Source organism: Streptomyces sp. NPDC042638 (genome assembly GCF_040647235.1).
In the GTDB taxonomy this organism is placed as follows: domain Bacteria; phylum Actinomycetota; class Actinomycetes; order Streptomycetales; family Streptomycetaceae; genus Streptomyces; species Streptomyces rameus.
Genome location: NZ_JBEZBT010000025.1, coordinates 61,861 through 86,638, shown reverse-complemented (window position 1 = coordinate 86,638; position 24,778 = coordinate 61,861). Strand labels below are relative to the sequence as shown.

General features: G+C 74.4%; 22 protein-coding genes. 14 read left to right on the top strand and 8 right to left on the bottom strand.

What is annotated here, in order from left to right; all coding sequences use genetic code 11:
* Positions 1-59 precede the first annotated feature (59 nt).
* From AB0B40_RS21140 to AB0B40_RS21120, 5 genes are read left to right on the top strand one after another with little or no spacing between them, the layout of a single operon-like run.
* Complete coding sequence (locus AB0B40_RS21140) at positions 60-1,730, top strand: ATP-binding protein (RefSeq protein ID WP_345049311.1); 1,671 nt, start codon at positions 60-62, stop codon at positions 1,728-1,730.
* Positions 1,727-2,131 (top strand): roadblock/LC7 domain-containing protein, encoded by a 405-nt coding sequence (locus AB0B40_RS21135; protein WP_201821540.1) that lies wholly within the window; start codon positions 1,727-1,729, stop codon positions 2,129-2,131. The genes AB0B40_RS21140 and AB0B40_RS21135 overlap by 4 nt, the downstream gene beginning before the upstream one ends.
* On the top strand, positions 2,128-2,544 hold the full coding sequence (locus AB0B40_RS21130) for a DUF742 domain-containing protein (protein ID WP_362264941.1): 417 nt from the start codon (positions 2,128-2,130) through the stop codon (positions 2,542-2,544). The genes AB0B40_RS21135 and AB0B40_RS21130 overlap by 4 nt, the downstream gene beginning before the upstream one ends.
* On the top strand, positions 2,525-3,145 hold the full coding sequence (locus AB0B40_RS21125) for an ATP/GTP-binding protein (protein WP_345049315.1): 621 nt from the start codon (positions 2,525-2,527) through the stop codon (positions 3,143-3,145). The genes AB0B40_RS21130 and AB0B40_RS21125 overlap by 20 nt, the downstream gene beginning before the upstream one ends.
* Before the next feature lie 45 nt (positions 3,146-3,190).
* Positions 3,191-4,684, top strand: a complete 1,494-nt coding sequence (locus AB0B40_RS21120) for a cytochrome P450 (protein ID WP_362264938.1) — start codon at positions 3,191-3,193, stop codon at positions 4,682-4,684.
* Positions 4,685-5,044: 360 nt separating this feature from the next.
* Here AB0B40_RS21120 and AB0B40_RS21115 read toward each other — a convergent pair whose 3' ends face one another.
* From AB0B40_RS21115 to AB0B40_RS21105, 3 genes are all read right to left on the bottom strand, one after another.
* Positions 5,045-6,034, bottom strand: coding sequence for a pseudouridine synthase (locus tag AB0B40_RS21115; RefSeq protein WP_345049319.1), 990 nt, complete (start codon positions 6,032-6,034; stop codon positions 5,045-5,047).
* A 140-nt stretch (positions 6,035-6,174) separates the two neighbouring features.
* Positions 6,175-7,026, bottom strand: coding sequence for a siderophore-interacting protein (locus AB0B40_RS21110; RefSeq protein WP_345049321.1), 852 nt, complete (start codon positions 7,024-7,026; stop codon positions 6,175-6,177).
* Positions 7,027-7,147: 121 nt separating this feature from the next.
* Positions 7,148-8,068, bottom strand: a complete 921-nt coding sequence (locus tag AB0B40_RS21105; protein ID WP_345049324.1) for a 5'-3' exonuclease — start codon at positions 8,066-8,068, stop codon at positions 7,148-7,150.
* Positions 8,069-8,480: 412 nt separating this feature from the next.
* Between AB0B40_RS21105 and AB0B40_RS21100 the strand changes: the two genes are divergently transcribed.
* Both AB0B40_RS21100 and AB0B40_RS21095 read left to right on the top strand, forming a co-directional pair.
* Positions 8,481-9,053, top strand: a complete 573-nt coding sequence (locus tag AB0B40_RS21100; protein ID WP_345049326.1) for an XRE family transcriptional regulator — start codon at positions 8,481-8,483, stop codon at positions 9,051-9,053.
* A 101-nt stretch (positions 9,054-9,154) separates the two neighbouring features.
* Positions 9,155-9,874 carry a helical backbone metal receptor gene (locus AB0B40_RS21095; RefSeq protein WP_345049328.1) on the top strand — a complete coding sequence of 240 codons (720 nt, stop codon included), beginning with the start codon at positions 9,155-9,157 and terminating at the stop codon, positions 9,872-9,874.
* Here AB0B40_RS21095 and AB0B40_RS21090 read toward each other — a convergent pair.
* Entirely contained in the window at positions 9,786-10,940 is a 1,155-nt protein-coding gene (locus AB0B40_RS21090) for a TDT family transporter (protein WP_362264932.1), read from the bottom strand. The genes AB0B40_RS21095 and AB0B40_RS21090 overlap by 89 nt on opposite strands.
* A 70-nt stretch (positions 10,941-11,010) precedes the next feature.
* On the opposite strand from AB0B40_RS21090, the gene AB0B40_RS21085 reads away from it, so the two are divergent.
* Entirely contained in the window at positions 11,011-11,934 is a 924-nt protein-coding gene (locus tag AB0B40_RS21085) for a LysR family transcriptional regulator (protein ID WP_345049331.1), read from the top strand.
* 270 nt (positions 11,935-12,204) lie between these two features.
* On the top strand, positions 12,205-13,158 hold the full coding sequence (locus AB0B40_RS21080) for a phosphotransferase (protein WP_345049333.1): 954 nt from the start codon (positions 12,205-12,207) through the stop codon (positions 13,156-13,158).
* Here AB0B40_RS21080 and AB0B40_RS21075 read toward each other — a convergent pair.
* The gene (locus AB0B40_RS21075; protein ID WP_362264928.1) at positions 13,142-13,828 is read right to left on the bottom strand and encodes a gamma-glutamyl-gamma-aminobutyrate hydrolase family protein; all 687 of its coding nucleotides are present in this window, start codon (positions 13,826-13,828) and stop codon (positions 13,142-13,144) included. The two genes, AB0B40_RS21080 and AB0B40_RS21075, sit on opposite strands and share 17 nt — an antisense overlap.
* Positions 13,829-14,002: 174 nt before the next feature.
* Positions 14,003-14,755, bottom strand: a complete 753-nt coding sequence (locus AB0B40_RS21070) for an FCD domain-containing protein (RefSeq protein WP_362264926.1) — start codon at positions 14,753-14,755, stop codon at positions 14,003-14,005.
* Positions 14,756-14,851: 96 nt separating this feature from the next.
* Between AB0B40_RS21070 and AB0B40_RS21065 the strand changes: the two genes are divergently transcribed.
* From AB0B40_RS21065 to AB0B40_RS21055, 3 genes are all read left to right on the top strand, one after another.
* Positions 14,852-16,210, top strand: a complete 1,359-nt coding sequence (locus tag AB0B40_RS21065) for a glutamine synthetase family protein (protein ID WP_345049341.1) — start codon at positions 14,852-14,854, stop codon at positions 16,208-16,210.
* Positions 16,211-16,340: 130 nt separating this feature from the next.
* Positions 16,341-17,714 (top strand): aldehyde dehydrogenase family protein, encoded by a 1,374-nt coding sequence (locus AB0B40_RS21060; RefSeq protein WP_345049343.1) that lies wholly within the window; start codon positions 16,341-16,343, stop codon positions 17,712-17,714.
* A complete protein-coding gene (locus tag AB0B40_RS21055; RefSeq protein WP_345049345.1) occupies positions 17,711-18,493 on the top strand; it encodes a 3-oxoacyl-ACP reductase in 783 nt (260 codons plus the stop codon). Before AB0B40_RS21060 ends, AB0B40_RS21055 begins: the two co-directional genes overlap by 4 nt.
* 6 nt (positions 18,494-18,499) lie before the next feature.
* On the opposite strand, the gene AB0B40_RS21050 is transcribed toward AB0B40_RS21055, so the two are convergent.
* Positions 18,500-19,702 (bottom strand): amino acid deaminase/aldolase, encoded by a 1,203-nt coding sequence (locus AB0B40_RS21050; RefSeq protein WP_345049347.1) that lies wholly within the window; start codon positions 19,700-19,702, stop codon positions 18,500-18,502.
* 1,418 nt (positions 19,703-21,120) lie between these two features.
* Between AB0B40_RS21050 and AB0B40_RS21045 the strand changes: the two genes are divergently transcribed.
* Positions 21,121-21,999 (top strand): hypothetical protein, encoded by an 879-nt coding sequence (locus AB0B40_RS21045; RefSeq protein ID WP_345049349.1) that lies wholly within the window; start codon positions 21,121-21,123, stop codon positions 21,997-21,999.
* A complete protein-coding gene (mycP, locus tag AB0B40_RS21040) occupies positions 21,996-23,180 on the top strand; it encodes a type VII secretion-associated serine protease mycosin (RefSeq protein ID WP_362264922.1) in 1,185 nt (394 codons plus the stop codon). The genes AB0B40_RS21045 and mycP overlap by 4 nt, the downstream gene beginning before the upstream one ends.
* 545 nt (positions 23,181-23,725) lie before the next feature.
* Here the strand turns inward: mycP and AB0B40_RS21035 are convergent.
* Entirely contained in the window at positions 23,726-24,676 is a 951-nt protein-coding gene (locus AB0B40_RS21035) for a serine hydrolase (RefSeq protein WP_362264920.1), read from the bottom strand.
* Between the last annotated feature and the right edge of the window lie 102 nt (positions 24,677-24,778).

The following is a 24,778-nucleotide window of genomic DNA, read 5'->3' as shown; positions in this document are numbered from 1 at the left end:
ATGAACCTTCCCCCCGCAAGCTCCCCCGACACCCAGCCGATTCATCTCAGAAGGCATCCATGGTGAGTGTTCGAAAGCCTCCCGGCGGCCGTGAACGTCCCTATGCGCGCGTGCTGTTGCCGCCCGCCATAGTGATGGCCGGCGCGGCCGGGGCCGCCGTCGCCCTCGTACCGCCCTCGGCCCGGATCGCCGTCGGCGTGTGCGGAGCACTGGCCGTGCTGCTGGTCCTCGGCACGGCCGGGGAGGCCGCCCGGCGCGGCCGTCAGCTCCGAGAGGCCCAGGCCGACCACGCCCGTCACTCCGCGTATCTGGAACAGCGGATCGCCGCGCACGACCAGCTGATGGAGCGCTTCGCCAACGACGTCCTGCCCATCGGTTTCCTCCGGCTGCGCCGCGGCGAGGCGCTGCGGGACACGGTGCGCTACATCTTCGACGAGGACCCCTCACTGCGCGGCCTGCCCGACGGGTACCGCGAGCTGGTGCGCATCGCCCTGCGCGGCGCCGACCACGAGATCTCGATGCGCGACGCCTCCGAGCGCTCCTTCGTGAGCATCGCCCGCCGCGTGCAGGCCATCGTCCACCAGCAGGCCAAGGAACTCCGCGAGATGGAGGAGGACCACGGGCGCAACCCGGAGGTCTTCGACGACCTGCTGCGCATCGACCACGGCACCTCGCTGATCGGCCGCCTCGCCGACACCATCTCCGTCCTCGGCGGCGGCCGTCCCGGCCGTCAGTGGCCCCTGCCGGTCTCCCTCTACAGCGTGCTGCGCGGCGCGATGTCCCGCATCCTGGAGTACCGCCGCATCGACCTCAGCTCCATCGTCAACATCAACATCAAGGGCACCGCGGTCGAACCCGTCATCCACGCGGCCGCCGAACTCCTCGACAACGCCACCCGCTACTCGCCGCCCTCGACGCAGGTGCACGTCACCGCGGCGGAGGTGCAGGCGGGCATCGCCATCGAGATCGAGGACGCCGGTGTCAGCCTCAGCGAGGAGTCCCGCGCCCGTATCGAGCAGATGATCGAGGACGCCAAGAACGGTGACGACGCGCAGAACCTCGGCGAGAACCCGCGCCTCGGCCTCGCCGTCGTCGGCCGGCTCTGCAAGCAGTTCGACATGGAGGTCTCGCTGCGCGCCTCCGCCTACGGCGGCGTCCGCGCGATCCTCATCGTGCCGCGTGTCATGACGACCACCGAGCCCGGCGTCGGCGCCGCGCACGGCATCGGCGCCACCGGCATCCCGAAGCCCGAACTCGGTGCCGTCGAGGGCCCCAAGCGCCCGCCCAAGAAGCGCCGCCCCACCAGCCCCAAGATCCCCGCCGGAATCTCCCTGGAGGACGACGTCCCGGAGGTCACCGAGTGGACCGCGGGCGGCCTGCCGCAGCGCCGCAGCCGGGTGAAGACCCCGCTCAGCCAGCGGATCGCGGAGCAGGCCGCCATCGAGCGCGCCGAGCGCGAGGGCAGGCCCACCATCTGGTCCCAGACCAGGACCGAACCGGAACCCGAGCCCGAGATCGACCCCGAGCGCAAGAAGCTCCTGGACCGGCCCCCGGGCATGTGGATGGAGGCGTTCTGGGACGGCCTGCGCAAGGGCATGCCCGAGGACGCCACCGCGGCCGAACTCACCGACTTCACGCTCAACCCCACCAAGTACCTGCATCTGATCGACGATTCGGCCGACTACGCCGAGGGCGCCACCGGGGCCGACGACGAGGGGGACCTCAAGTGATCCAGCAGCGAGCGAACCTGGACTGGATGCTCAAGCAGCTGAACGACGGCGTACCGGGCATCGAGATGATCGTGGTCCTCTCCTCCGACGGGCTGCGCATCGCCCGCTACGGCGGCGACCCCGACGCCGCCGACCGCGTGGCCGCCGCCTGCGCGGGCGTCCAGAGCCTGGCCGGCGCCATCATCCAGGAGATCCCCGGAGCCGGCGAGATGAAGGTCGTCGTCATCGAGATCGAGGGCGGCTACTTCTACCTCATGAACGCCGGCGCCAACGCCTACCTCGCCGTGCTCGCCGACGTGACCTGCGAACCGGGCCGGATGAGCGGCATGATGCGCGACCTCGTCGTCCGGATCGGCGCCCACCTCACCAGTCCGCCCCGGCGGAACGGGCAGACCGTATGACACCTCCACGACGCAAACGGCGCCGGCCGCAGCCGGTGGCACCACCGCCTCCGCGGTCCCTCGAACCGGCACAGGGCCAGGGCAAGCCCGGGAATCCCGAACGGCTGTACACGATCGCGGGATCCGGCGACGGCGCCCGCGCGGACCTCGACCTGGTGACCTTAATCGTGGCGCGCTCCGCGCCCCCGCCGTCCGCCTCGCCGGAGGAAGGGGCCGTGCTGCGGCTCTGCATCGCCCCGCTGTCCGTGGCCGAGCTCTCCGCCTATCTGCAGCTGCCGTTCAGCGCGATGACCGTACTGATCACCAAGCTGATCACGGCGGAACTGGTGCAGGTGCGCGCCCCGATCGTCCGCCAGGCGGTTCCCGACCGATCACTTCTCGAAGCGGTGATGCATGGACTTCAAAGGCTCTGACACGATCCCCGGCCCGCGCACCGAGGACCATCTGCCGCACACGGCCCAGGCCGCGGTGAAGATCGTGATCGTGGGCGGCTTCGGTGTCGGCAAGACCACCATGGTCGGTTCCGTCAGCGAGATCAGGCCGCTGACCACCGAGGAGACCATGACCCAGGCCGGCATCGGCGTGGACGACAACTACGGCTCCGACTCCAAGACGGCCACCACCGTGGCCATGGACTTCGGCCGTATCAGCATCACCGACAAACTGGTGCTCTACCTCTTCGGCACCCCCGGCCAGGAGCGCTTCTGGTTCCTGTGGAACGGCCTGTTCGAGGGCGCGCTCGGCGCGGTCGTCCTGGTCGACACCCGGCGCCTGGAGGTCAGCTTCGACGTCATGGGCCGGCTGGAGGAGCGCGGCGTGCCCTTCGTCGTGGCCGTCAACTCCTTTCCGGACGCGCCCGCTTACCCGACCGAGGAACTGCGCACCGCGCTGGACCTGGCCCCGGAGATCCCGATCATCGAGTGCGACGTACGCCGCCGGGCCTCCAGCAAGGACGTGCTGATGACCCTCATGCGCTTCCTGCACTCGCTCGCCCTGTCCGGCGCCCTCACCTGACCTGCTGTCGACCGACCCCGACACCACCCGTTCCGGAGCGACACCGTGACGTCTGAATCCCCATCACTGACCGGCACAGACCCCACGTCCGGCCCGCCGCCGGGCTGTCCCGCGCACGGCCTCGGCCCCGGGGCGGTGCACCGGCTCTACGGCCCGGACACCGAGGACCTCGACGGCCTCTACGAACGTCTGCGCGAGCAGCACGGCACCGTGGCCCCCGTCCTGCTGCACGACGACGTACCGATGTGGGTGGTGCTCGGGCACGCCGAGAACCTCCAGCTGGTGCGCAGCCCCTCGCAGTACACCCGGGACAGCCGCATCTGGACCCCGCTGAAGGAGGGCATGGTCAAGCCCGACCACCCCCTCATGCCGCACATCGCCTGGCAGCCCATCTGCTCCCACGCCGAGGGCGACGAACACCAGCGGCTGCGCGCGGCGGTCACCGCGGCCATGGCCACCATCGACCACCGCAGCGTCCGGCGGCACATCGGCCGCTACACCCAGGGGCTGGTGAACAGCTTCTGCGAGCGGGGCCGGGCCGAGCTGGTCTCCCAGTTCGCCGAGCACCTGCCCATGGCCGTGATGTGCGAGATCCTCGGCATGCCCGAGGAGTACAACGACCGGATGGTGCAGGCCGCGCGGGACGCCCTCAAGGGCACCGAGACCGCCATCCAGAGCCACACCTACGTCATGGACGCGCTGAACCGGCTCACCACCCGCCGCCGGGCCCGGCCCGAGGACGACTTCACCAGTCACCTCATCACGCACCCGGCGGGCCTGAGCGACGACGAGGTCCGCGAACACCTGCGGCTCGTCCTCTTCGCGGCCTACGAGGCCACCGTGAACCTCCTCGCCAACGCACTGCGCATGGTCCTCACCGATCCGGGCTTCCGCGCCCAGCTCAACGGCGGCCAGATGACCGTGCCGGAGGCGATCGAGCAGTCCCTGTGGGACGAACCTCCCTTCAGCACGGTCTTCGGCTACTTCGCCAAGCAGGACACCGAGCTGGGCGGCCGGCGCATCAGCAAGGGCGACGGACTGCTCTTCGCGCCCGCCCCGGGCAACCTCGACCCACGGGTGCGGCCCGACCTGTCCGCGAGCATGCAGGGCAACCGCTCCCACCTCGCCTTCGGCGGCGGGCCGCACGAGTGCCCCGGCCAGGACATCGGCCGCGCCATCGCCGACGTCGGCGTCGACGCGCTGCTGACCCGGCTGTCCGACATCCAGCTGGAGTGCGCCGAGGAGGACCTGCGCTGGCGGTCGTCCATCGCCTCCCGGCACCTGGTGGCCCTGCCGGTGTGCTTCGAACCGAAGCCGCAGCAGGATGTCGAGCTGCCGCCGCGGGCCATGCCGGTCCCGCCGCAGCGCGCCACCTGGCAGGTCGGCACGCTGAGCAGTGACCCGGCCCGGGCCGAGGAACCACAGCCCGCGGCCGTCACCCCGGCCCCCATCGCGGACACCGCCCCGCCGGCCGCACCCCCGGCCCGCCCCCGCGGCCTCTGGCGACGCCTGCTGCGCTGGTGGCGGGGCGACGACTGACGAACCCGGACCCTCGCCTCCGGCGGCCCCCGACGGACACGGTCGGGGGCCGCCCGCGCGGGCCGCGCCGCGCCGGTCGTCCAAGGCGGCCATGAGCCGGGCCCTTCGGACCGGTGGTGCGCTGTGGGCCGTCGCCGGCGTGGTCGGCGGGGCCGGCGTGCGCAGGCCGGTCGGCCCTCGCCCTTGGTGCCCGTCGGGTGAGTCCGGCCGGTTGTCGCGAGCGGGGCGGGCGGTGCCTGTCGTCGGGCCCGGCGTGCGTGTCCGGCGTCCGAGGCGGGACCGGTCGTACCGGTTGTCCAAGGCGGGCCGGCCGGCCTTCCGGCCGGTGGTTCGCCGTGGCCGGCGGGGCGGTCGTGTCCGTCAGGGGCGCCGGTCACCCGGGTGGCCGGGCCCGGTGTGGTCGGTCGGGGTGGCCCAGGCGGCGTGGGAGGTCCAGGCGCCGAGTCGGCGTCCGCTGGTGAACGTGTGGTCCGTGCCGGTGACCGGGTCGGTGAACTCCAGCCGGCGGGCGAGCAGTTGCAGCGGGCGCCGGAAGTCACCGGCCGGCACCGGGGCGGTCACCTCGGGATACAGCGGATCGCCGAGGATGGGTACGCCCAGTGAGGTGAGGTGCACCCGCAGCTGGTGGGTCTGCCCGGTCGCCGGGACGAGCCGGTACCGGCCCAGCCCGGCCCGGTGCTCGGCCAGCTCCACCCGGGTCTCGGCGTTCGGCTCGCCCGCGACCTCCCGGGCGGCCGGCACCCCGCGCTCCTTCACGATCCTGCTGCGCACGGTCCGGGGCAGGGCGAGCGTGGGGTCGTACGGCGCGACCGCCTCGTACTCCTTGCGCACCCGCCGGTCCCGGAACAGTGTCTGGTAGGCGCCGCGCTCCTCGGGCCGGACCGTGAACAGCACCAGTCCGGCGGTGAGCCGGTCCAGGCGGTGGGCCGCCGTCAGCGTGGGGACGCCCAGCTCGCGCCGGAGCCGGGCCAGCGCGGTCTCGGCGACGTGCGTACCGCGCGGGGTGGTGGCAAGGAAGTGCGGCTTGTCGGCCACCACGATGTGCTCGTCCCGGTACACCACCTCCACCGGGTACGGCACCGGGACCTCGGCCGGCAGCTCGCGGTGGAACCAGACGAACATCCCCGCCCGGTACGGCGCGTCCGACGCCACGGCCCGCCCGTCGGCCCCGACCACCAGTCCCTCGGCGAACATCGACTCGACCATCCCGGGACCGGCCCCCGTGAGCCGCTCCACCAGGTGCTCGCGCACGGTGGCCCACGCCCCGCCCACGGGCAGCCGCACCCGTACGGGGTCCACCCCGTGGCGTTGCGGGAGCGGGGCGGGCGGGGGCGGCGTACGGCGTCTCATCGGGGTCCAGGGTACGGCGGCATCACCGACCAGGTGCGTGCCGTGCCGGCGGTCCGGGTGGAGAAGGGCACTGCGCTTGGTGCCCTCCAGGGCGAAGCCGGCCGTGCCGGCGATCCGGCGGGCGCGTGCACGCGGTGCGCTCAGGCGGCGGCTGCCGCCGGGTCGCCCTCCTGCTCGGCCTCGATCCGGGCGTTCCACTCCCGCTTGGACGCCTGCCAGCCGTCCTCGTTGTGGCCGAGGCGCCAGTAGCCGGAGATCGACAGGTCCTCGCGCGGGATCTGCCGCTCCACCCGCAGCAGCCGGCGCAGCTCCTTCACGAAGCCCGCCTCGCCGTGCACGAAGGCGTGCATCCGGCCCTCGGGGAACTCCAGCCCGCGCACCGCTTCCAGCAGTGGCTCGCCGACCGGCCGGTCCCCGCGGTGCAGCCAGACGATCCGCGCCTCGGTGTCGATCTTCAGCTCCTCCTCGGGGCCGGAGACCTCGACGAAGGCGTGCGCACGGGCGTCGGCGGGCAGCGTCTCCAGGGCGCGGGCGATGGCGGGCAGCGCGCTCTCGTCACCGGCGAGCAGGTGCCAGTCGGCCGCGGGGTCGGGTGCGTACGCGCCGCCGGGACCCATGAAGCGCACGGTCTCGCCGGGCTGTGCCCGCATGGCCCAGGGGCCGGCCAGGCCCTCGTCACCGTGGATCACGAAGTCCAGGGAGAGTTCGCGCCGCTCGGGGTCCCAGCCGCGCACGGTGTACGTCCGGGTCACCGGCCACTGCTCGCGCGAGAACTCGGCGCGGATCCGCTCCAGGTCGTAGGGCTCCGGGTAGGTGACGCCGGCCGGGCCGAACAGCAGCTTCACATAGTGGTCGGTGCAGGTGTCCGCGGCGAATCCGGCGAGACCCTCACCACCCAGCACCACGCGCTGCATGTGCGGAGTCAGCCGTTCGGTGCGCACTACCTGGGCGGTATGGGCCTTGCGCGGCTTTCGTCCGGGGCGCTCTGCCATCACGGCCTCCTGCGGTCGGTTAGGTTAACCTAAGTTAGCACCTCGCTCCGGTTCAACACCTCTTTCCCGGGAGCTTGCTGAGAGCGCCTTACCGGAACCTGCCGCCGCCGCACCGCCCCGGTCAGCGCGTCAGCGTGGTCAGCAGCCGCTCCAGCGAACCGCCGAGCCCCCAGCGGCGCGCCAGCTCCTCCAGTGCCGCCGGGTCGCGAGGGGTGTGCGGCAGGGCGGTGTCGACGTCCGGCAGCGGCACGTCACCGGCCACCCGCACCACCTTCGGCGCGACCGCGACATACGGCCGGGCCTCGGTGAGCCGCTTGCGCTGCGACGGCGTGAGCCTGGCCCGCGGGTCGTCGACCGCCGCCATGATCCCGGCCAGATCCCCGAACTCGGCGAGCAGCTTGGCGGCCGTCTTCTCGCCGATGCCGGGCACGCCCGGCAGACCGTCGCTCGGGTCGCCGCGCAGCAGCGCCAGATCCGCGTACCCCCGCCCGTCGACGCCATACTTCTCGCGCAGCACCGCCTCGTCGGTGAGCTGCAGGGTGCCGACACCCTTGAGCGGATACAGCACGCGGACCCCGCGCTCGTCGTCCACCAGCTGATACAGGTCACGGTCGCCGGTGACGATGTCGACCGGTCCCGTGGCCCGCCCGGCGTACGTGCCGATCACGTCGTCCGCCTCGTACCCCGCGACGCCGACGCGGGCGATCCCGATCGCGTCCAGCACGTCCTCGATGACCGGCACCTGCGGGGTGAGGGTGTCCGGCACCTCCTCCTCATCCGGCGCGCCCTCGTGCTCCTCGGCGACCCGGTGGGCCTTGTAGGTGGGGATGAGGTCCACCCGCCACTGCGGGCGCCAGTCGGCGTCCATGCAGGCCACCAGCCGCTCCGGCCGGTGGTCCCTGACCAGCCTGTCGATGAAGTCCAGCAGCCCGCGCACCGCGTTGACGGGCGTGCCGTCCGGCGCCTTCACGGAGTCCGGGACGCCGAAGTAGGCGCGGAAGTACAGCGAGGCGGTGTCGAGGAGCATCAGTCGTCCGGTCACGCACGCATCATGCCGCACGGCACCGACAGCGCGTCCAAGGCGTTCGGAAGGCGCCCGGAGACAGGCGGCCGGGGTGACCTGACCGCCCCGGGCCGCCTCCCGCGGGGCGGGCGCACCTACGTAGGAGATCAGGACAATCACCGTGCGTGACGCACGGGGGCCCGTGCAGGGGCCCCCGGCCCAGCTGATCGGCATATTCATCCTGCCGGCGGACCCGGTCCTGCGCCGGTCCGCGGCCCCGGGACACTGGCGGGAACAGTGAGGGTGGGGGATCACCGGGTGTCGGGGATGTGACAGGCGCGTGAAACGGTTTGCCGAACATGCGTAGGGTGCAGAGAAGTCATCGGAAGAGGGATGCCCTCCGGGGGGCACCCGGACAGCGGCACGACGAGCGAGGGAGGGAGCCGGAGCGATGGGCGACCACAAAGAGCAGCAGCCCGTGCGGGTGGGCGCGGCCGTCCGGCGGCGCCGCCGTGTGCTGGAACTGACGCTCGCCGTCGTGGCCGAGCGCAGCGGCCTCTCCGTGCCCTTCCTCAGCCAGGTCGAGAACGACCGGGCCCGCCCGAGCCGTACCTCCCTGGAGAAGCTGGCCGACGCCCTGCGCACCACGGCCGTCGAACTCCTCGCCGCCGCCGACCCGGCCGCCAGCGTGGACGTCGTCCGCGCCGAATCCGTCGCCGAGGGCGACTTCGACCCGCGCACCCGCTCCCTGGTGCGCGGCCACCACCAGCTGCACGCCTCGGAGTTCACAGGCGACCACGACGCCGGCCGGGAGTTCCAGCACCGCAACGACGAGCTGATGTACGTCGCCGACGGCGCGGTGGAGATAGAGGCCGAGGGACGTGCCTACCGCCTCGGCCGTGGCGACACCCTGTATCTCACCGGCGGGGTCCGGCACCGCTGGCGGGCCACGGTCCCCGACACCCGGGTCATCGTGGTGGCGGTCGCCGAGCACATCGAGGCCGTCCAGGACAGGTCCCGGTAGATGCTCCGCGGGACGGGCCGCCGGTCGCCCGCGGCCCCGGCACGGCCGCTCACGCGGTTCCCGGCGCTCCTCCGGAGGCCCGGTCCCGCAGGGGGCGGCTGATGCGCGTCGTCTCGCTGGTCCCCTCCCTCACCGAGGCCGTCGCGGTGACGCTCCCCGGCGCCCTCGTCGGCGCCACCGACTGGTGCAGCCACCCGGAGGACCTGCGCGTCGCCCGGATCGGCGGGACGAAGAACCCGAAGGTGGACCGGATCGTCTCCCTCGCCCCCGACCTGGTGATCGCCAACGAGGAGGAGAACCGCGCCGCCGACCTCGACGCCCTGCGCGCGGCCGGCTGCGACGTCCTGGTCACCGAGGTGCGGACCGTCCCGCAGGCCCTCGCCGAGCTGGCCCGGGTCCTCACCGCCTGCGGCGCGCCGGGACGCCCACGCTGGCTGGCGGCGGCCGAGGCGGCGTGGACGGCGCTGCCCGCGCCCGGTGCCCGTACGACAGCGGTCGTACCCGTCTGGCGCCGTCCCTGGATGGTCCTCGGCCGGGACACCTTCGCGGGTGACGTCCTGGCCCGTCTCGGCGTCGACCACCTCTACGCCGGCCACCCCGAGCGTTACCCCCGTGTCCCGCTGGAGGAACTGCGCGCGACCGCCCCGGACCTGGTCGTCCTCCCCGACGAGCCCTACCGCTTTACCGCGGACGACGGTCCCGAGGCCTTTCCCGGCCTGTCCTGCGCCCTGGTCAGCGGACGGCATCTGACCTGGTACGGACCGTCCTTGACGGAGGCGCCGGAGGTGCTGGCCGGGGCCCTGCGAGCAGCTCACCGCTGAGCAGACCGCGCACGGTCCCGCAGGCCGCCACGAGCCAGGCCGCGACGAGGACGACGTACAGGGCGACGGCCAGCGCGTCGTACACGGCGAGACCGGTGTGAACGGCGAGGGACGCCGCGCCGGTGACGCAGGTGCCCACCGGGAAGGTGAAGGCCCACCAGGTCGGCGAGAACCCCATGCCCTGCCGCCGGGCCCGCACGACGTGCGCGGTGGCGAGCGCCAGCCAGAGCAGTGCGAATCCCATGACCGGGACGCCGTACAGGACGGCGAACACCCCGAGGCCACGGTCGTAGGGGGCCGGTACGACGCCGGACGCGACGTCCGCGATCTTGCCGACGGCGGTGACGGACTGCCCGAGCGGACCGAGGACCAGGAACAGGGTCGGGGTGAGCGCGAGCGGCAGCGGGCCGGAGGTGACCAGCCGGGCGAAGACCAGCGGCAGCATCAGCAGCGTGGCCAGCAGGCTCAGCCCGAACAGCGCGAAGCAGGCCAGCAGCAGGGTCTCCCGCGGCTGGCCCGGGGGCAGATGCGGCACCAGCAGCGGGCCGAGCGAGGCCGACACCATGGGCGCGACCAGCGGCAGCAGCCACACCGGGGTGGCCTGGGCGGGCTCGACCCGATGCCGTACGGCCATCAGGTACGGCACGGCCACGGCGGCGCCGAGCCCGACCGCCGTACCCGCGCAGAACAGCACGGTGTCCAGGACGACGGCCGGGCGCGTGCCGATCAGGTCCCGGCCGGACGTCAGCGCCCCGCCGCCCACCGCCAGCAGGGCCATCGCGAGGCAGCCGTAGAAGGGGGCGACGGCCGGGTCGAGGAGATCGGCACGGGCCCGGTCGCGGTGGCGGGCCCAGTGCATCGCCCGGGCGGTCAGCAGGACCAGCAGCATGACCAGGGACAGCGCCCACACGGCCGCGAGGACACCGCGCGGCCCGTGTGCCGGCCCTGGCAGCGCGACGCCGGCCGACGCGACGATGGCGGTGCCCATGACGGAGGCGTACCAGTTCGGCCCGAGGTGGCGGAGTGGGGCGGGGCGCGGGGACGGGGGTTGTGCTGCGGTGACCATGCCTTCACGGTCGCGGCACCGGCCGCTCCTGACCAGGAGGTTCCTTCCTATGAGGGCATAAGCTGGTCTTATGAGCGAGGCGGAGAGGCAGCGGGAGAGCAGGGAATCGCTGGCGCACCGGGTGCCGGATCTCGCCGCGCTGGAGCTGCTGCTCGCGGTGGCGCGGCTGGGCAGTCTCGGCGCGGCGGCACGCGAGGTCGGCATCACCCAGCCGGCCGCCAGCAGCAGGCTCCGGTCCATGGAGCGGCAGCTGGGCGTGGCGCTCGTCGACCGCTCGCCGCGCGGCTCCCGGCTCACCGACGCCGGCGCGCTCGTCACGGACTGGGCCCGGCGGGTGGTGGAGGCGGCGGCGGCCTTCGACGCGGGTGCGCGGGCGCTGCGGGACCGGCGGGACTCGCGGCTCAGGGTCGCGGCGAGCATGACCATCGCGGAGTACCTGCTGCCCGGCTGGCTGCTCGCACTGCACGCCGACCGCCCCGACACGGCCGTCTCGCTGCACGCCGGCAACTCGGCGAAGGTCGCGGAGCTGCTGCTGGCGGGAGAGGCGGACCTCGGCTTCGTGGAGGGCCTGACCGTGCCCACGGGCCTGGACTCCACGGTCATCGCCCATGACCGGCTGATCGTCGTCACCGCGCCCGGCCACCCGTGGGCCCGCCGCCGGCGCCCGCTGGCGGCGGCGGAACTCGCGGCGACCCCGCTCATCCTCCGCGAACGCGGCTCCGGCACCCGACAGGTACTGGACACCGCGCTCGGCGGCCTGGCCCGTCCGCTGATCGAGCTGTCCTCGACGACGGCGGTGAAGGCGTCCGCGGTCAGCGGCGCGGGCCCCTCGGTCCTCAGCGAACTGGCGGTGGGGGAGGAACTGGCGATGCGACGCCTGGTCAGCATCCCGGTGGACGGCGTGTCACTGCGCCGGGACCTACGAGCGGTATGGCCCACGGGCCACCGCCCGACGGGCCCCGCGAGAGACCTGCTGTCGCTGACACGGGGGTGAGGGGCCCGACTTCCGCGTGCCCCGCGGCACGTCCCCGGGGGCACGGGGAACTGCGCGACCGGCCGTCCACGGCCCGCACTTGGCAGTGGTCCGCAACTTGGCGGTGTCGCGTTCCGTCCGGCGGCGACAACCCTCAGGGGCGCGGGGAACTGCGCGACCGGCCGTCCACGGTCCGCACCCGGCGGCGGTCCGGGACCCCACGGCGAAAACGCTTGGCCCCCGGCGAAAACCCTTGGCCCCCCGGCGCGTCCGCCCGGCACCATGCTGCTCATGACCGTCACCGCCCCGCCCGCCACGGGCGTCCGTGCCCCCTGGGAAGACCTCCCGGTCCTGGTCCGCGACGCCGTGGCCGAGGTGCTCGGCGCGCCGGTCGTGCGGGCGGTGACGCAGAACGGCGGCTTCTCTCCCGGCGTTGCCGCACGCGTGCGCACGGCCGCCGGCCGCACCGGCTTCGTCAAGGCGGTGAGCGCCGAGGCCAACCCGCACAGCCCCGGCCTGCACCGCAAGGAGGCGCGGAACGCCGCCGCGCTGCCGGCCACCGTGCCCGCACCCCGGCTGCTCGGGTCGTACGACGACGGCACCTGGGTGGCCCTGGTCTTCGAGGAGGTGACGGGACGCCAGCCGCAGGTGCCCTGGCGGCCTGCGGAACTGCGCCGGGTGCTCGACGCCGTCACCGTTCTCGCCCGTACCGGCACCCCGTCCCCGCTCGACGCCCCGCCCGTCGCCGAGGAACTGGCCGACGACTTCTCGGGCTGGCGCCGGCTCCTGGACGGCGAGGCCGGTGACGTGCGGGGCCGGCTCGGCGAGTGGGCCGCCGACCGCCTGCCCGTGCTCGCCGCGCTGGAGGCCGGCTGGGCCGAGGGCGCGTCCGGGGACACCCTGGCCCACGCCGACCTGCGCGCGGACAACGTCCTGCTCACGGCCGACGGCGGTGTCGTCTTCGTGGACTGGCCGCACGCCCTGCGGGCCGCGCCCTGGTTCGATCTGCTGGTGCTGCTGCCGTGCGTGCGGGCCCAGGGCGGACCGGACCCCGAGGAGGTGTTCACCGCGCACCCGCTCGGCCGGGCCGCGGATCCGGAGGCCGTCACCGCTGCGCTGGCCGCCCTCGCCGGTTACTTCCTGCGCGGCTCGCTGAATCCCGCGCCGCCGGGCCTGCCCACCCTGCGCCCCTTCCAGCGCGCCCAGGGTGACGCCGCCCTGGCCTGGCTCAGGAGGCGGCTGTGACCAGGGCCCGCATGACCCGCAGGTCCTCGCCCATCTCCGGGTGCCACTGCACCCCCAGCACCCAGCCCCGCTCCGACGGCAGTTCGACCGCCTCCACGGTGCCGTCCGCCGCGTACGCCGACGGGACGAGCCCCTCGCCGAGCCGCTCCACCGCCTGGTGGTGATAGGTCGGCACCGTCAGCTCCTCCGGGACGATGCCGCCGTACAGCGTCCCCGGTACCGGCTTCACCGGGTGCCCGCCGAACACGCCGACCAGCTCCGCGTGCCCGTCCAGGTGCTGGACGAGCGTGCCGCCGAGGGCGACGTTGAGCAGCTGCATGCCCCGGCAGATGCCGAGCAGGGGTACGCCCGCCCCCAGCGCCGCCTCGATCAGCGCCAGCTCCCAGGCGTCCCGCTCCGGCGCGGGCGGCCCGGTGCGCGGGGAGCGCTCGGCGCCGTACCGGGCCGGGTCGACGTCCGGACCCCCGGCGATGACGAGGCCGTCGAGCCGGGCCACCGCTTCGGCGGCCCGCTCCGGGGCGTCCGGCGGCAGCAGGAACGCCAGTCCGCCGGCCCGCTGCACCAGCCGCGGGTAACCGGCCGGCAGCAGCACCGCCGCCAGCTCCCACACGCCCCAGCGCGCGCCGGACTCCAGATACGTGCTCACGCCGATCAGCGGCCGTACGGTCATGCTGCCCTCCCTGGGAGTCAAAGGTGCTCGGCATTCAAGGTGCTCGGGAGCCGAGGTGCTCGGGAGCCGAGGTGCTCGGCGTTCCGACGTGCTCGCCCCACGGTGCTCGCTTCCCGGGGCCCTCCTCAAGACGCCCCGGGCAAAGGTTTGCTCTCAGACCTTTGCGGACCGTGCTCAGGCGAGGAAGCCCCGCAGCAGGGCCGCCGTACCCGCGCAGTGCTCGCGCATCATCTCGCGCGCCCCGTCCGCGTCCCCGTCCAGCACCGCCTCCACCAGCGCGGTGTGCTGCCGCTGGGAGTGCTCCAGGTTGCGCACCAGCAACGGGATGCAGTCCAGCAGGTCGTTGACCGTCGCCCGGACCGCCGCGTACTGCGCGGTCAGCGACGGCGAGCCGCACAGCTCGGCCAGGGTCAGGTGCAGCAGCGTGTCGGCCCGCCGGTACTGGGCCAGGGGAGCCTCGTGGGTGCGGTCCAGCGCCTCCCGCAGACGCACCGCTCCCGCCCCCGTCAGCCCGTGCGCCGCGCACAGTCCGGCCGCGCCCACCTCCAGCACCTCGCGGAAGCGCAGCACGTCCTCGATGTCGACCTCGGCGATCCGGCGTCGCAGCTCGTCCTCGCCGCCCGCGTCCGGGCGCGGCAGCACGAACGTTCCGCCGTACCGCCCGCGCCGCGCCTCCACCAGTCCCTGGTCCTGGAGCACCTTCAGCACCTCACGCAGCGTCACCCGGCTGATCCCGAGCCGCTCCGCCAGCTCCCGTTCGGCCGGCAGCCGTTCGCCGCCCGGCACCAGTCCCAGCCGGACCACCTGGAGGATCTGCTCCAGCGCCTCCTCGAAGCCGTTGCCCGCCCGCACCGGCCGCAGCACCGGCGTGAGCCGGTCGGCCCCCATCTGCTCCCGCAGCCCTTCCGCACCCGCGTCCCGCGACATCCGCCCTACCCCCTTCCCAAGCAATGGTTCTCCGCAATACCTTATGGCTCCCGGCCCGGCCGAAAAAGCGCGAAGGCGCCGAAGGAGGCTCTCCCCGTGGCAGACCGCACACCCCCGCTCAGCGTCGAGGAACTGCACGCCCTCGTCGCGAGCGGTGAGATCGACACTGTCGTCCTGGCCTTCCCCGACATGCAAGGGCGGCTCCAGGGCAAGCGGTTCGCCGCCCGTTTCTTCCTCGACGAGGTCCTGCACCACGGCACCGAGGGCTGCAACTACCTGCTCGCCGTGGACACCGAGATGAACACCGTCGACGGCTACGCGATGTCCTCCTGGGAACGCGGTTACGGCGACTTCGCCATGCGCCCCGACCTCGCGACCCTGCGCCGCGTCCCCTGGCACCCCGGCACCGCCCTGCTCGTCGCCGACCTCGCCTGGGACGACGACTCCCCGGTCGTCGCCGCGCCCCGCCAGATCCTGCGCCGCCAGCTGGAGCGGCTCGCCGCCCTCGGCTACACCGCCCAGGTCGGCACCGAGCTGGAGTTCATCGTCTTCAAGGACAGCTACGAACAGGCGTGGGACGCCGGTTACCGGGGCCTGACCCCCGTCAACCAGTACAACGTCGACTACTCCATCCTCGGCACCGGCCGCGTCGAGCCCCTGCTGCGCAGGATCCGCAACGACATGGCCGGCGCCGGGCTCACCGTCGAGTCCGCCAAGGGCGAGTGCAATCCCGGCCAGCACGAGATCGTCTTCCGCTACGACGAAGCCCTCGTCACCTGCGACCAGCACGCCCTGTACAAGACCGGCGCCAAGGAGATCGCCGCCCAGGAGGGCGTCTCGCTCACCTTCATGGCCAAGTACAACGAGCGCGAGGGCAACTCCTGCCACATCCACCTCTCGCTCACCGACGCCGACGGCGACAACGCGATGGCCGACGGTGAGGGGATGTCCGAGGTGATGCGGCACTTCCTCGCCGGACAGCTCGCCGCCCTGCGCGACTTCTCCCTCCTCTACGCCCCCAACATCAACTCCTACAAGCGGTTCCAGCCCGGCTCCTTCGCCCCCACCGCCGTCGCCTGGGGCCACGACAACCGCACCTGCGCCCTGCGCGTGGTCGGCCACGGCCGCTCCCTGCGCTTCGAGAACCGCCTCCCCGGCGGGGACGTCAACCCCTACCTCGCCGTCGCCGGCCTGATCGCGGCCGGCCTGTACGGCGTCGAGCAGAAGCTCGAACTGCCCGACCCCTGCCCGGGCAACGCCTACACCGCCGGCTTCGCGCACGTCCCGACCAGCTTGCGCGAGGCCGCCGAACTCTGGGAGCACAGCCCGATCGCGAAGGCCGCCTTCGGCGACGAGGTCGTCGACCACTACCGCAACATGGCGCGCGTCGAGCTGGACGCCTTCGACGCCGCCGTCACCGACTGGGAACTGCGCCGCTCCTTCGAACGCCTGTGAAGAGGCCGGTGGCCGCGCGGCGAAGACGCCCGTGATGGCGCCCGTGAAGAGCCCCTTGAAGACGCCCGTGATGACGCCCGTGATGACGCCCGTGAAGACGCCTGTGAAGACGCCCGTGAAAGGTCGCCCCTTGACTGACCCGCACGAACTCCGCGTACTCGACCCCGCCACGGAGGAGGTCGTCGCCACCGTCCCCGCCGCCGGGGAGGAGGACGTCGCCGCCGCCGTCGTACGGGCCGCACGGGCCCAGCGGACCTGGGCCGCCCTCGCCCCCGCCGACCGGGCCCGGCTGCTGCGCCGGTTCGCCGACGTGGTCGACGGCCACACCGAGGAACTCGCCCAACTGGAGGTCCGCGAGGCCGGCCACACCGTCGGTAACGCCCGCTGGGAGGCCGGCAACGCCCGTGACCTGCTCCTCTACGCGGCCGGCGGCGCCGAACGCCTGCTCGGCCGGCAGATCCCGGCACCCGGCGGCTGGAACGTCACCTTCCAGGAACCCCTCGGGGTGATCGGCGTGATCGCCCCCTGGAACTTCCCGATGCCGATCGCCGCCTGGGGCTCCTTCCCCGCGCTCGCCGCGGGCAACGCGGTCGTCCTCAAGCCCGCCGAGACCACCCCGCTCACCGCGCTCCGCCTCGCCGAACTGGGTCTGGAGGCGGGCCTGCCCGAGCACCTCTTCCAGGTGCTGCCCGGCTACGGCGCCACCGCCGGACGCGCCCTGGTGGACCACCCGGACGTCGCCAAGATCGTGTTCACCGGCTCCACCCGCACCGGCCGCGAGGTCATGGAACGCTGCGCCCGCCTGGTCAAGCCGGTCACCCTGGAACTGGGCGGCAAGAGCCCCAACGTCGTCTTCGCCGACGCCGACCTCACGGCCGCCCTCGACCCCTTCTCCTTCCTGGACAACGCCGGCCAGGACTGCTGCGCCCGCACCCGCATCCTGGTCCAGGAGGCGGTGTTCGACGAGGCCCGGGACTTCCTCGCCGACGCGCTGGCCGCCGTCGTCGTGGGGGACCCGGCCGATGAGAAGACCCAGATGGGCCCGCTGATCTCCGGGCGGCAACGGGACCGCGTACGGTCCTACGTCCCCGACGGCGCCCCCGCCCTGCGCGGCAGCGCCCCCGACGGTCCCGGCTTCTGGTTCCCGCCGACCGTCCTGACCGGGGAGGGGCCGGACAGCCCGGCGGCCACCGAGGAGATCTTCGGCCCGGTCGCCGTCCTCCTGCCCTTCACCGACGAGCAGGACGCCGTCCGCCTCGCCAACGACACCCCCTACGGCCTCTCCGGCTCCGTCTGGACCCGGGACGTGGGCCGCGCCCTGCGCGTCTCGCAGGCCGTCCGCGCGGGCAACCTGTCCGTCAACTCCCACTCCAGCGTCCGCTACTGGACCCCGTTCGGCGGCTTCAAGCAGTCCGGCCTCGGCCGCGAACTCGGGCCCGACGCCCTGACCGCCTTCACCGAAACCAAGAACGTCTTCATCAGCACGGAGGGCTCCGCACAGTGACCGAAGAAACCGTCTGCCGCCGCCTGGTCGGCCGTACCGCCGTCGTCACCGGAGCCGGCAGCGGCATCGGGCTCGCCACCGTCCGCCGGCTCGCCGCCGAGGGCGCCCACGTCGTCTGCGCGGACGTCGACGAGGCCCGGGGCAAGGCCGCCGCCGACGAGGTCGGCGGGCTCTTCGTCAAGGTCGACGTCACCGACCCCGAGCAGGTCGAGGCGCTGTTCGAGACGGCGTACGACACCTACGGCAGCGTCGACATCGCCTTCAACAACGCCGGCATCTCCCCGCCCGACGACGACTCCATCCTGGAGACCGGCCTGGAGGCCTGGAAGCGCGTCCAGGAGGTCAACCTCACCTCGGTCTACCTGTGCTGCAAGGCTGCCATCCCCTACATGCGCCGCCAGGGCAAGGGCTCCATCATCAACACCGCGTCCTTCGTGGCGCGGATGGGCGCGGCCACGTCCCAGATCTCCTACACGGCCTCCAAGGGCGGCGTCCTCGCCATGTCCCGCGAGCTGGGCGTGCAGTTCGCCCGCGAGGGCATCCGGGTCAACGCCCTGTGCCCCGGCCCGGTGAACACCCCCCTGCTCCAGGAACTGTTCGCCAAGGACCCCGAGCGGGCCGCGCGCCGCCTGGTGCACATCCCGGTCGGCCGGTTCGCCGAGGCGGAGGAGATCGCCGCCGCCGTCGCCTTCCTGGCCAGCGACGACTCCTCCTTCGTCAACGCCACCGACTTCCTGGTGGACGGCGGGATCGCCGGCGCCTACGTCACGCCCCAGTAGGGCGCCTCACAGGAACGTGTACCCCTCACCCCGGTAGGTCGGCACGGTCGCCGTCACCGTGTCGCCCTCGATCAGGTGCAGCGCGTCGAACCGCTCGCACAGCTCGCCCGCCTTGGCGTGCCGGAACCACACCTTGTCGCCGATGAGCAGGTCGTCGGCGGGCGAGCCGAGCAGCGGGGTCTGCACCTCCCCGGGGCCCTCCTGCGGGTCGTACCGCAGCCCCGGGGGCAGATACGGCACCGGCAGCCGGTCGGGACCGGCGACGCCGGAGGCCGGGTAGCCGCCGCCGAGCACGGTGACGACACCCACCCCGGGCCGCCGGACCACCGGCTGGGCGAAGAGGGCGGCCGGGCGGCCGGTGAAGGAGGTGTAGTTGTCGAACAGACGCGGCACGTACAGCCCCGAGCCGGCCGCGATCTCGGTCACCGCGTCCTCGGCGGCGGTGTGCTGCACGCTGCCGGTGCCGCCGCCGTTGACGAACTCCAGGTCCGGGACGACGGCCCGCACCGCCCGGACGACGGCGGCCCGCCGCTCGGCCAGCTCCCGCCGGGCGGCGGCCTGCATCAGCCGGATCGCCCGGGAGCGCACGCGCCGTCCGGCGACCGCGTCCCCGACCCCGGCGATGTGCCCCTCGTACGCCATGATTCCCACCAGCCGGAAACCCGGCCGCCGGGCCACCGACCGTGCCGTCTCGGCGAGTTGGGCGGGGGAGCGCAGCGGCGAGCGGCGGGCGCCCACCCGCACCCGGCCGCCCAGCAGCTGCAGCGAGGTGTCCAACTCCAGGCAGACCCGCACCACTTCACGCCCGCCGTCGCGGGCGGCGTCGATCAGGTCGAGCTGGGCCGGGTCGTCCACCATCACGGTGACGGCCCCGGCGAGCTTGGGATCGGCCGCCAGCTCCGCGAAACCGGCGCGGTCGGCCGACGGATAGGCCAGCAGGACGTCGTCGAACCCGGACCGGGCGAGCCACAGCGACTCGGCCAGGGTGAACGACATGACGCCCTGGAAGCCGTCGCGGGCCAGGACCCGTTCCAGCAGGGCCCGGCAGCGCACCGACTTGCTGGCGACCCGGACCGGCTTGCCGGCGGCGCGGCGCACCAGGTCGGCCGCGTTGGCGTCGAACGCGTCGAGATCCACGATCGCCACGGGGGCGTCGAGATGGGCGGTGGCCCGGTCGTAACGGGCCCGGTCGGCGGCAGGCGCAGTCATGGCGGAAGCCTGCCAGACAGGATTACCGCAGGGTAGGGGGACGTTCCGGGCAGATGCCCCGGGCGCGTGGACCGGTTCCGTCCCGGCCCCCGACAAGCCGTAGAGTGACGCGCACGTACGGCGGAACGCTCCCGGCGCGCCAGGTGAACCGGGATGCCCGTCCAGCCGTACGGGTATGCGTGCCCGGGGACGCTTCCGCGGCCGGGCACGGTCTGGCAGCAGGACGGCCCGCGTGCGAGGACACGGCCCGGGCGCGAGGAAACGGGGGGTGCATGGGCACGGAAGCGCGGCACGCCCCCGTACCGCCCCGCCCGTCGGCACCTCCCGGGCCCCCGACTGCGCGCCCCGCACACACCCACCCGACCGGCCGCACACCGACCGCCGACCCCGACCCCGACGACGAGCCGTCGGTGTTCACCCCCCGGAGCACCGGACCGGGTGGCGGCCCGCGGCGTGCCGAGCCCGCGAGCGGTGCCGCCCCGGAGCGGCGCGTACCGCCGTTCCGGCAGTCTGCCGTGCCCGGGGTCGCCGACCCCGTGAGCCCGCCGCCTCCCCCTGCCTCGGCCCGGTTCCCCGACGCGCCCCCGAGCACCGGCACGGCGCCCCCTACGGTGCCTCCGGCGGCCCCGACGACACCCACGCGGGCGACGAGCCCGGCCGCGCAGTCGGCTGCGCCGAGCCGAGCAGACGCGCCCGCCTCAGCGGGGCGGGCGGCGGGTCCGGCGGAGTCGGCGGGTTCGGGCGGGGCGACGGCTTCGGCGGGTCCCGTGGGTCCAGCGGGCCTGGTGGGTCCAGCGGACGTGGGTCGGGGGGCGGCTTCGGGGGGTCCGGCAGGCCAGGTGGGCCCGGGCGGGGCGACGGCTGCGGCGGGCCCGATGAGTCCGGGTGGAGCTGCGGCTTGGGCAGGTCCGGTGGCACCGGCGAGCGGGACGGGTCCGGTGGCGCCTGCGGGTCCGGTGGGCCGGGGTGGCGTGACCGCCTCGGCGGGTCCGGCGGGTCCTGGTGGCGCGGCGGGTCAGGTGGGTTCGGGTCGGGCGGGGGCTTCGGCGGGCCAGGGGGCAGCGGCAGCGGGGACGAGCCCGGCGGGGCGGGACGCCTCGGCGTCATCGACTGGTGCGCCGGTCCCGGCAGAGCCCGTGGGCGGGGCCGCGCGGACGGATGCCGCGGAGACGACCGCCCGGCTCCGGCCCGGCAGGGCGCCCGGGAGGCAGGGGGGACCGGCCGAGACAGCCTCGGAGACGACCGCGCGGCTGCGGCCGGTCCGGCCCGCCCCGCCGTCATCGTCGTCACCGGCCCCCTACCCCTCTTCACACCCCGGCCCCGCGCCCGCCGCGGCGGCGGGGGATCCCCGTACCGGTTCCGCCGTGCCCGCGCCCGGTCGTGCCGAGGCGTTGCCGGACGCGCGCGGCCGGAGTTCGATGGCGCCTGCTCATACGGCGAGCCCCGTCGCGCCGGACCCGGTGCACTCCTGGAGTGCCGCCCCGGCCGGCCGGCCCGTCGTGTCGTTCGCGGAACCCGAGCTGTCCGGTGCGCGCCACCGCCCCCGGGTGGGCCCGCGCACCGCCGCTGCCGCCGCCTGTCTCGTGCTCGGCCTCGGCCTCATCAGCGGTGCCGTGACCGGGAGTTGGCTCACCGGTGACAGCGAGGACGGCGGCGCGGCGAACGCGTTCGCCACCGCCGGAACACTCTGGCACAGCGTGCCCGTGGACGACCTGTTCCCGCCCACCGTCCAGGGCACGGGCGCCGGTCCCGGCGGCGCCGACCGCAGCTGGACCCGGATCGCCGTGGCCCCGGACAGCGGCTGCGCCCACGCCTTCGACCCGCTGCTGCACACGGCCCTCGCCCCGGTCGGCTGCCGGCGGCTGCTGCGCGCCACCTACACCGACGCCACCCAGAGCTACGTCACCACCGTCGGTCTGCTCTTCACCGACGCCGACCCCGCCGCCATGTCCGCGCTCGCCGCCCGCTTCCGCGACGAACACCTGGACCGGCGCGCCGACCTGATGCCCCGGCCGTACGCCGCCCCCGGTACGGCCGCCGCCGGCTTCGGCGATGCGCAGCGGGCCTGTTGGACCGTCTCCGTCCTCACCGACGCCCCCGTCGTCGCCTACGCCGTCTCCGGCTGGGCCGACGGCCGTACGGTCGACTCGCCCCAGCCCGCCGCGGACGCCGTCCGCTCCGGCGCCACCACGGCGCCCGCCCAGGCCGGCCTCGGCAACGAGGCCCAGGGCCTGGCCGACCGCGTCCAGCGGCGCCTGCGCCAGACCGTCGGCACGGCCACGGAGGACTCCCCGTGAAACGACCGAGGCGCGGCTACCGCGCGGGCGCCCCCGCAGCGGCAGTGAGCCTGCTGCTCGCCGGCTCCCTCGCCCTGCTGCCGTCCACCGCCCACGCCGACGGCCTCCGCGGCCAGCAGTGGGGCCTGTCCGCCCTCCACCTGAAGGAGGCGTGGCAGACCACCAAGGGCCAGGGCGTCACCGTCGCCGTCCTCGACACCGGCGTCGAGGCCGACCACCCCGACCTCACCGGCAACGTGCTGCCCGCCAAGGACATGATCGGTTTCGGTGCCGGCCCCGGCGACCGCACCTGGGCCCGGCACGGCACCGCCATGGCCGGCATCATCGCGGGGCACGGCCACGGCCCCGGCGACACCGACGGCGTCCTGGGCGTGGCCCCCGAGGCGCGGATCCTGCCCGTCCGCGTGATCCTGGAGGACGGCGACCCCGCCCGCGCCAAGGCCCGCACCACCCGCGGCAACGCCCTCGCCGACGGCATCCGCTGGGCCGCCGACCACGGCGCGGACGTCATCAACCTCTCCCTCGGCGACGACTCGGACTCGGCCCATCCGGAACCCGGCGAGGACGAGGCCGTGCAGTACGCCCTGAACAAGGGCGTGGTCGTCGTCGCCTCCGCGGGCAACGGCGGCGACAAGGGCGACCACGTCTCCTATCCGGCAGCCTACCCGGGCGTCATCGCCGCGACCGCCGTGGACAAGTACGGCACCCGCGCCGCCTTCTCCACCCGCCGCTGGTACGCGGCCGTCAGCGCGCCCGGCGTCGACGTCGTCATCGCCGACCCCGACCACAAGTACTACGCGGGCTGGGGCACGAGCGCGGCCTCCGCCTTCGTCTCCGGCGCCGTGGCACTGATCAGGTCGGCCCACCCGGGCCTCGCCCCGGCCCAGATCAAGAAACTCCTGGAGGACACCGCCCGGGACGCCCCGGTCGGCGGGCGGGACGACTCCCGGGGCTTCGGCATGATCGACCCGGCGGCGGCCCTGAAGGCGGCGGCCCGCCTGCGGCCCCAGGGACGCCTGCGCGCCGCGGCGTACGACGAGAGGTACTTCGGTGCCGGCCCGGACACCGCGACGGCCACGAGCGGCGCCGCCGACTGGGCGGCCCCGCTCGCCGGCGGCGCGGGCGGCGTCCTCCTGGTGGCCGGCGTGGTCCTCTGGCGGGGCCGCAGAAGGCCGGTCTGACCCCTGCCGCCCCGGCCCGGCGGTGTACCCGGTCCACGGGCGTCCCCGTCCTACGGGCGACGCGCCCCGCCCAGCACAACAGGGCCCAGCACAACAGGGGCCCGGCCCCGCGCGGCCGGCGTCCGCCCGGCTGAGCCCGCCTGGCCAGAGACCGGAGCCGGCGTCCGCCCGGCCGAGCCCGCCGGGCCGAGACGCCTGGCCGGAGACCGCGGCCGGTGTCCGCTCGGCCGAGCCCGCCTGGCCGAGCCCGCCCGGCCGGAGACCGCCCGGCCGGAGACCGCCTGGCCGGAGACCGGAATCTCCCCCCGGCCGAGACCGGAGACCGGAACCTCCCCCCGGCCGAGACCGGAGACCGGAACCTCCCCCCGGTCGAGACCGGAGCCCGCCCAACCGAGACCGGAGAGGCTCGTGCGCCGGCCCGCACGGGGCGTCGTACAGGTCGATGTCATCCGCCATCCGTCATCCGCCATCCGTCGCCGAACGCGGAGTCGACACGTCGCCCGCCACCCATCGCCGGACGCCGGACGCCGGACGCCGAGTCGACGTCATCCGTCGCCGAACGCCGACACCGCCGCCCGCGCCGCCGCCTCCACCAGGGAGATACCCCGCTCCCGGCTCACCGTGCCGTTCGACAGCACCGCCACCAGGTAGTCGGTGCCGTCCACCGACACCCGGCCGATGCTGTTGACGTCCCACAGCCCCGTCGTGCTGCGCGGCAGCCACCCGTTCTTGAGCGCCCAGGAGCCGCCCGCCGCAGCCGCCGACACCCCCCACCGCTGATCGGCCCGCACCGCCCCCATCAGCCCCCGCACATACGCCCGCGAGGCCGCGCTCAGCTCCGATTCCGCCCCGAACACCTGCTTCAGCAGCGCCAGTTGGTCCACCGCGGTGGTCTGGGTCAGCCCCCACAGCTCGCCCTCCCCGCCGACGGTCCCGGCCAGCCCGAAGCGTTCGTTCGCCGCGTCCAGTCCGGCCGCCCGCCCGATCGTGTGCCACAGCGCCGTCGCGGACGCGTTGTCACTGTTCTCGATCATCTGCGCGGCGTACGCCTTCTCGGTGGCCGTCAGCCGCCGGCCCGCGTCCTGCGCCTGGAGCAGCAGGGCGGCCAGGATGTCGACCTTGACGATGCTCGCCGTGTCGAAGGCCGCGTCACCGTACCCGGCGCTCTCACCGGAGCCCACCGCCAGGACCGCCGCCGACACCTTCGCGCCCGAGGGCACCGCGACCCGCGCCATCGCCGCGCTCAGCAGCGCGTCCCGGTCCACCGCGGGCTCCGTCACGGGTTCCACCGACGCCTCCTCGCCCGCCCCGGCCGAGGAGGTGGCCGAGGGCGCCGCCGCCGACGATACGGCCGCCGCCCCGGAGCGCGCCCGCGCCGCCACACAGACCGTGCCGCCGGCCGCGATCCCGCCCACGGCGGCGACGGCGAGCGCGGTGCGCAGCAGCGCCCGGTGCCGTGGCGGGCGCGCGCGACGGCGGGTTCTGGAAGATCTCATGCCCGCGATGCTCGGGGCGCCGGCTGTGCGCTCCGCCGGACCGGCATGAGAGCCGGGTCAGGGAAGGCTGAGATTCCCGTGAGGACTCCCGCGAAGCCTCAG

Excerpts from the sequence above, each read along its gene's own strand:
- AB0B40_RS21140 (WP_345049311.1), top strand. The coding sequence starts at position 60 with ATGGTGAGTGTTCGAAAGCCTCCCGGCGGCCGTGAACGTCCCTATGCG.
- AB0B40_RS21130 (WP_362264941.1), top strand. The coding sequence starts at position 2,128 with ATGACACCTCCACGACGCAAACGGCGCCGGCCGCAGCCGGTGGCACCA.
- AB0B40_RS21125 (WP_345049315.1), top strand. The coding sequence starts at position 2,525 with ATGGACTTCAAAGGCTCTGACACGATCCCCGGCCCGCGCACCGAGGAC.
- AB0B40_RS21115 (WP_345049319.1), bottom strand. The coding sequence starts at position 6,034 with ATGAGACGCCGTACGCCGCCCCCGCCCGCCCCGCTCCCGCAACGCCAC.
- AB0B40_RS21110 (WP_345049321.1), bottom strand. The coding sequence starts at position 7,026 with ATGGCAGAGCGCCCCGGACGAAAGCCGCGCAAGGCCCATACCGCCCAG.
- AB0B40_RS21100 (WP_345049326.1), top strand. The coding sequence starts at position 8,481 with ATGGGCGACCACAAAGAGCAGCAGCCCGTGCGGGTGGGCGCGGCCGTC.
- AB0B40_RS21095 (WP_345049328.1), top strand. The coding sequence starts at position 9,155 with ATGCGCGTCGTCTCGCTGGTCCCCTCCCTCACCGAGGCCGTCGCGGTG.
- AB0B40_RS21090 (WP_362264932.1), bottom strand. The coding sequence starts at position 10,940 with ATGGTCACCGCAGCACAACCCCCGTCCCCGCGCCCCGCCCCACTCCGC.
- AB0B40_RS21085 (WP_345049331.1), top strand. The coding sequence starts at position 11,011 with ATGAGCGAGGCGGAGAGGCAGCGGGAGAGCAGGGAATCGCTGGCGCAC.
- AB0B40_RS21080 (WP_345049333.1), top strand. The coding sequence starts at position 12,205 with ATGACCGTCACCGCCCCGCCCGCCACGGGCGTCCGTGCCCCCTGGGAA.
- AB0B40_RS21075 (WP_362264928.1), bottom strand. The coding sequence starts at position 13,828 with ATGACCGTACGGCCGCTGATCGGCGTGAGCACGTATCTGGAGTCCGGC.
- AB0B40_RS21070 (WP_362264926.1), bottom strand. The coding sequence starts at position 14,755 with ATGTCGCGGGACGCGGGTGCGGAAGGGCTGCGGGAGCAGATGGGGGCC.
- AB0B40_RS21050 (WP_345049347.1), bottom strand. The coding sequence starts at position 19,702 with ATGACTGCGCCTGCCGCCGACCGGGCCCGTTACGACCGGGCCACCGCC.
- AB0B40_RS21045 (WP_345049349.1), top strand. The coding sequence starts at position 21,121 with ATGGCGCCTGCTCATACGGCGAGCCCCGTCGCGCCGGACCCGGTGCAC.
- AB0B40_RS21035 (WP_362264920.1), bottom strand. The coding sequence starts at position 24,676 with ATGAGATCTTCCAGAACCCGCCGTCGCGCGCGCCCGCCACGGCACCGG.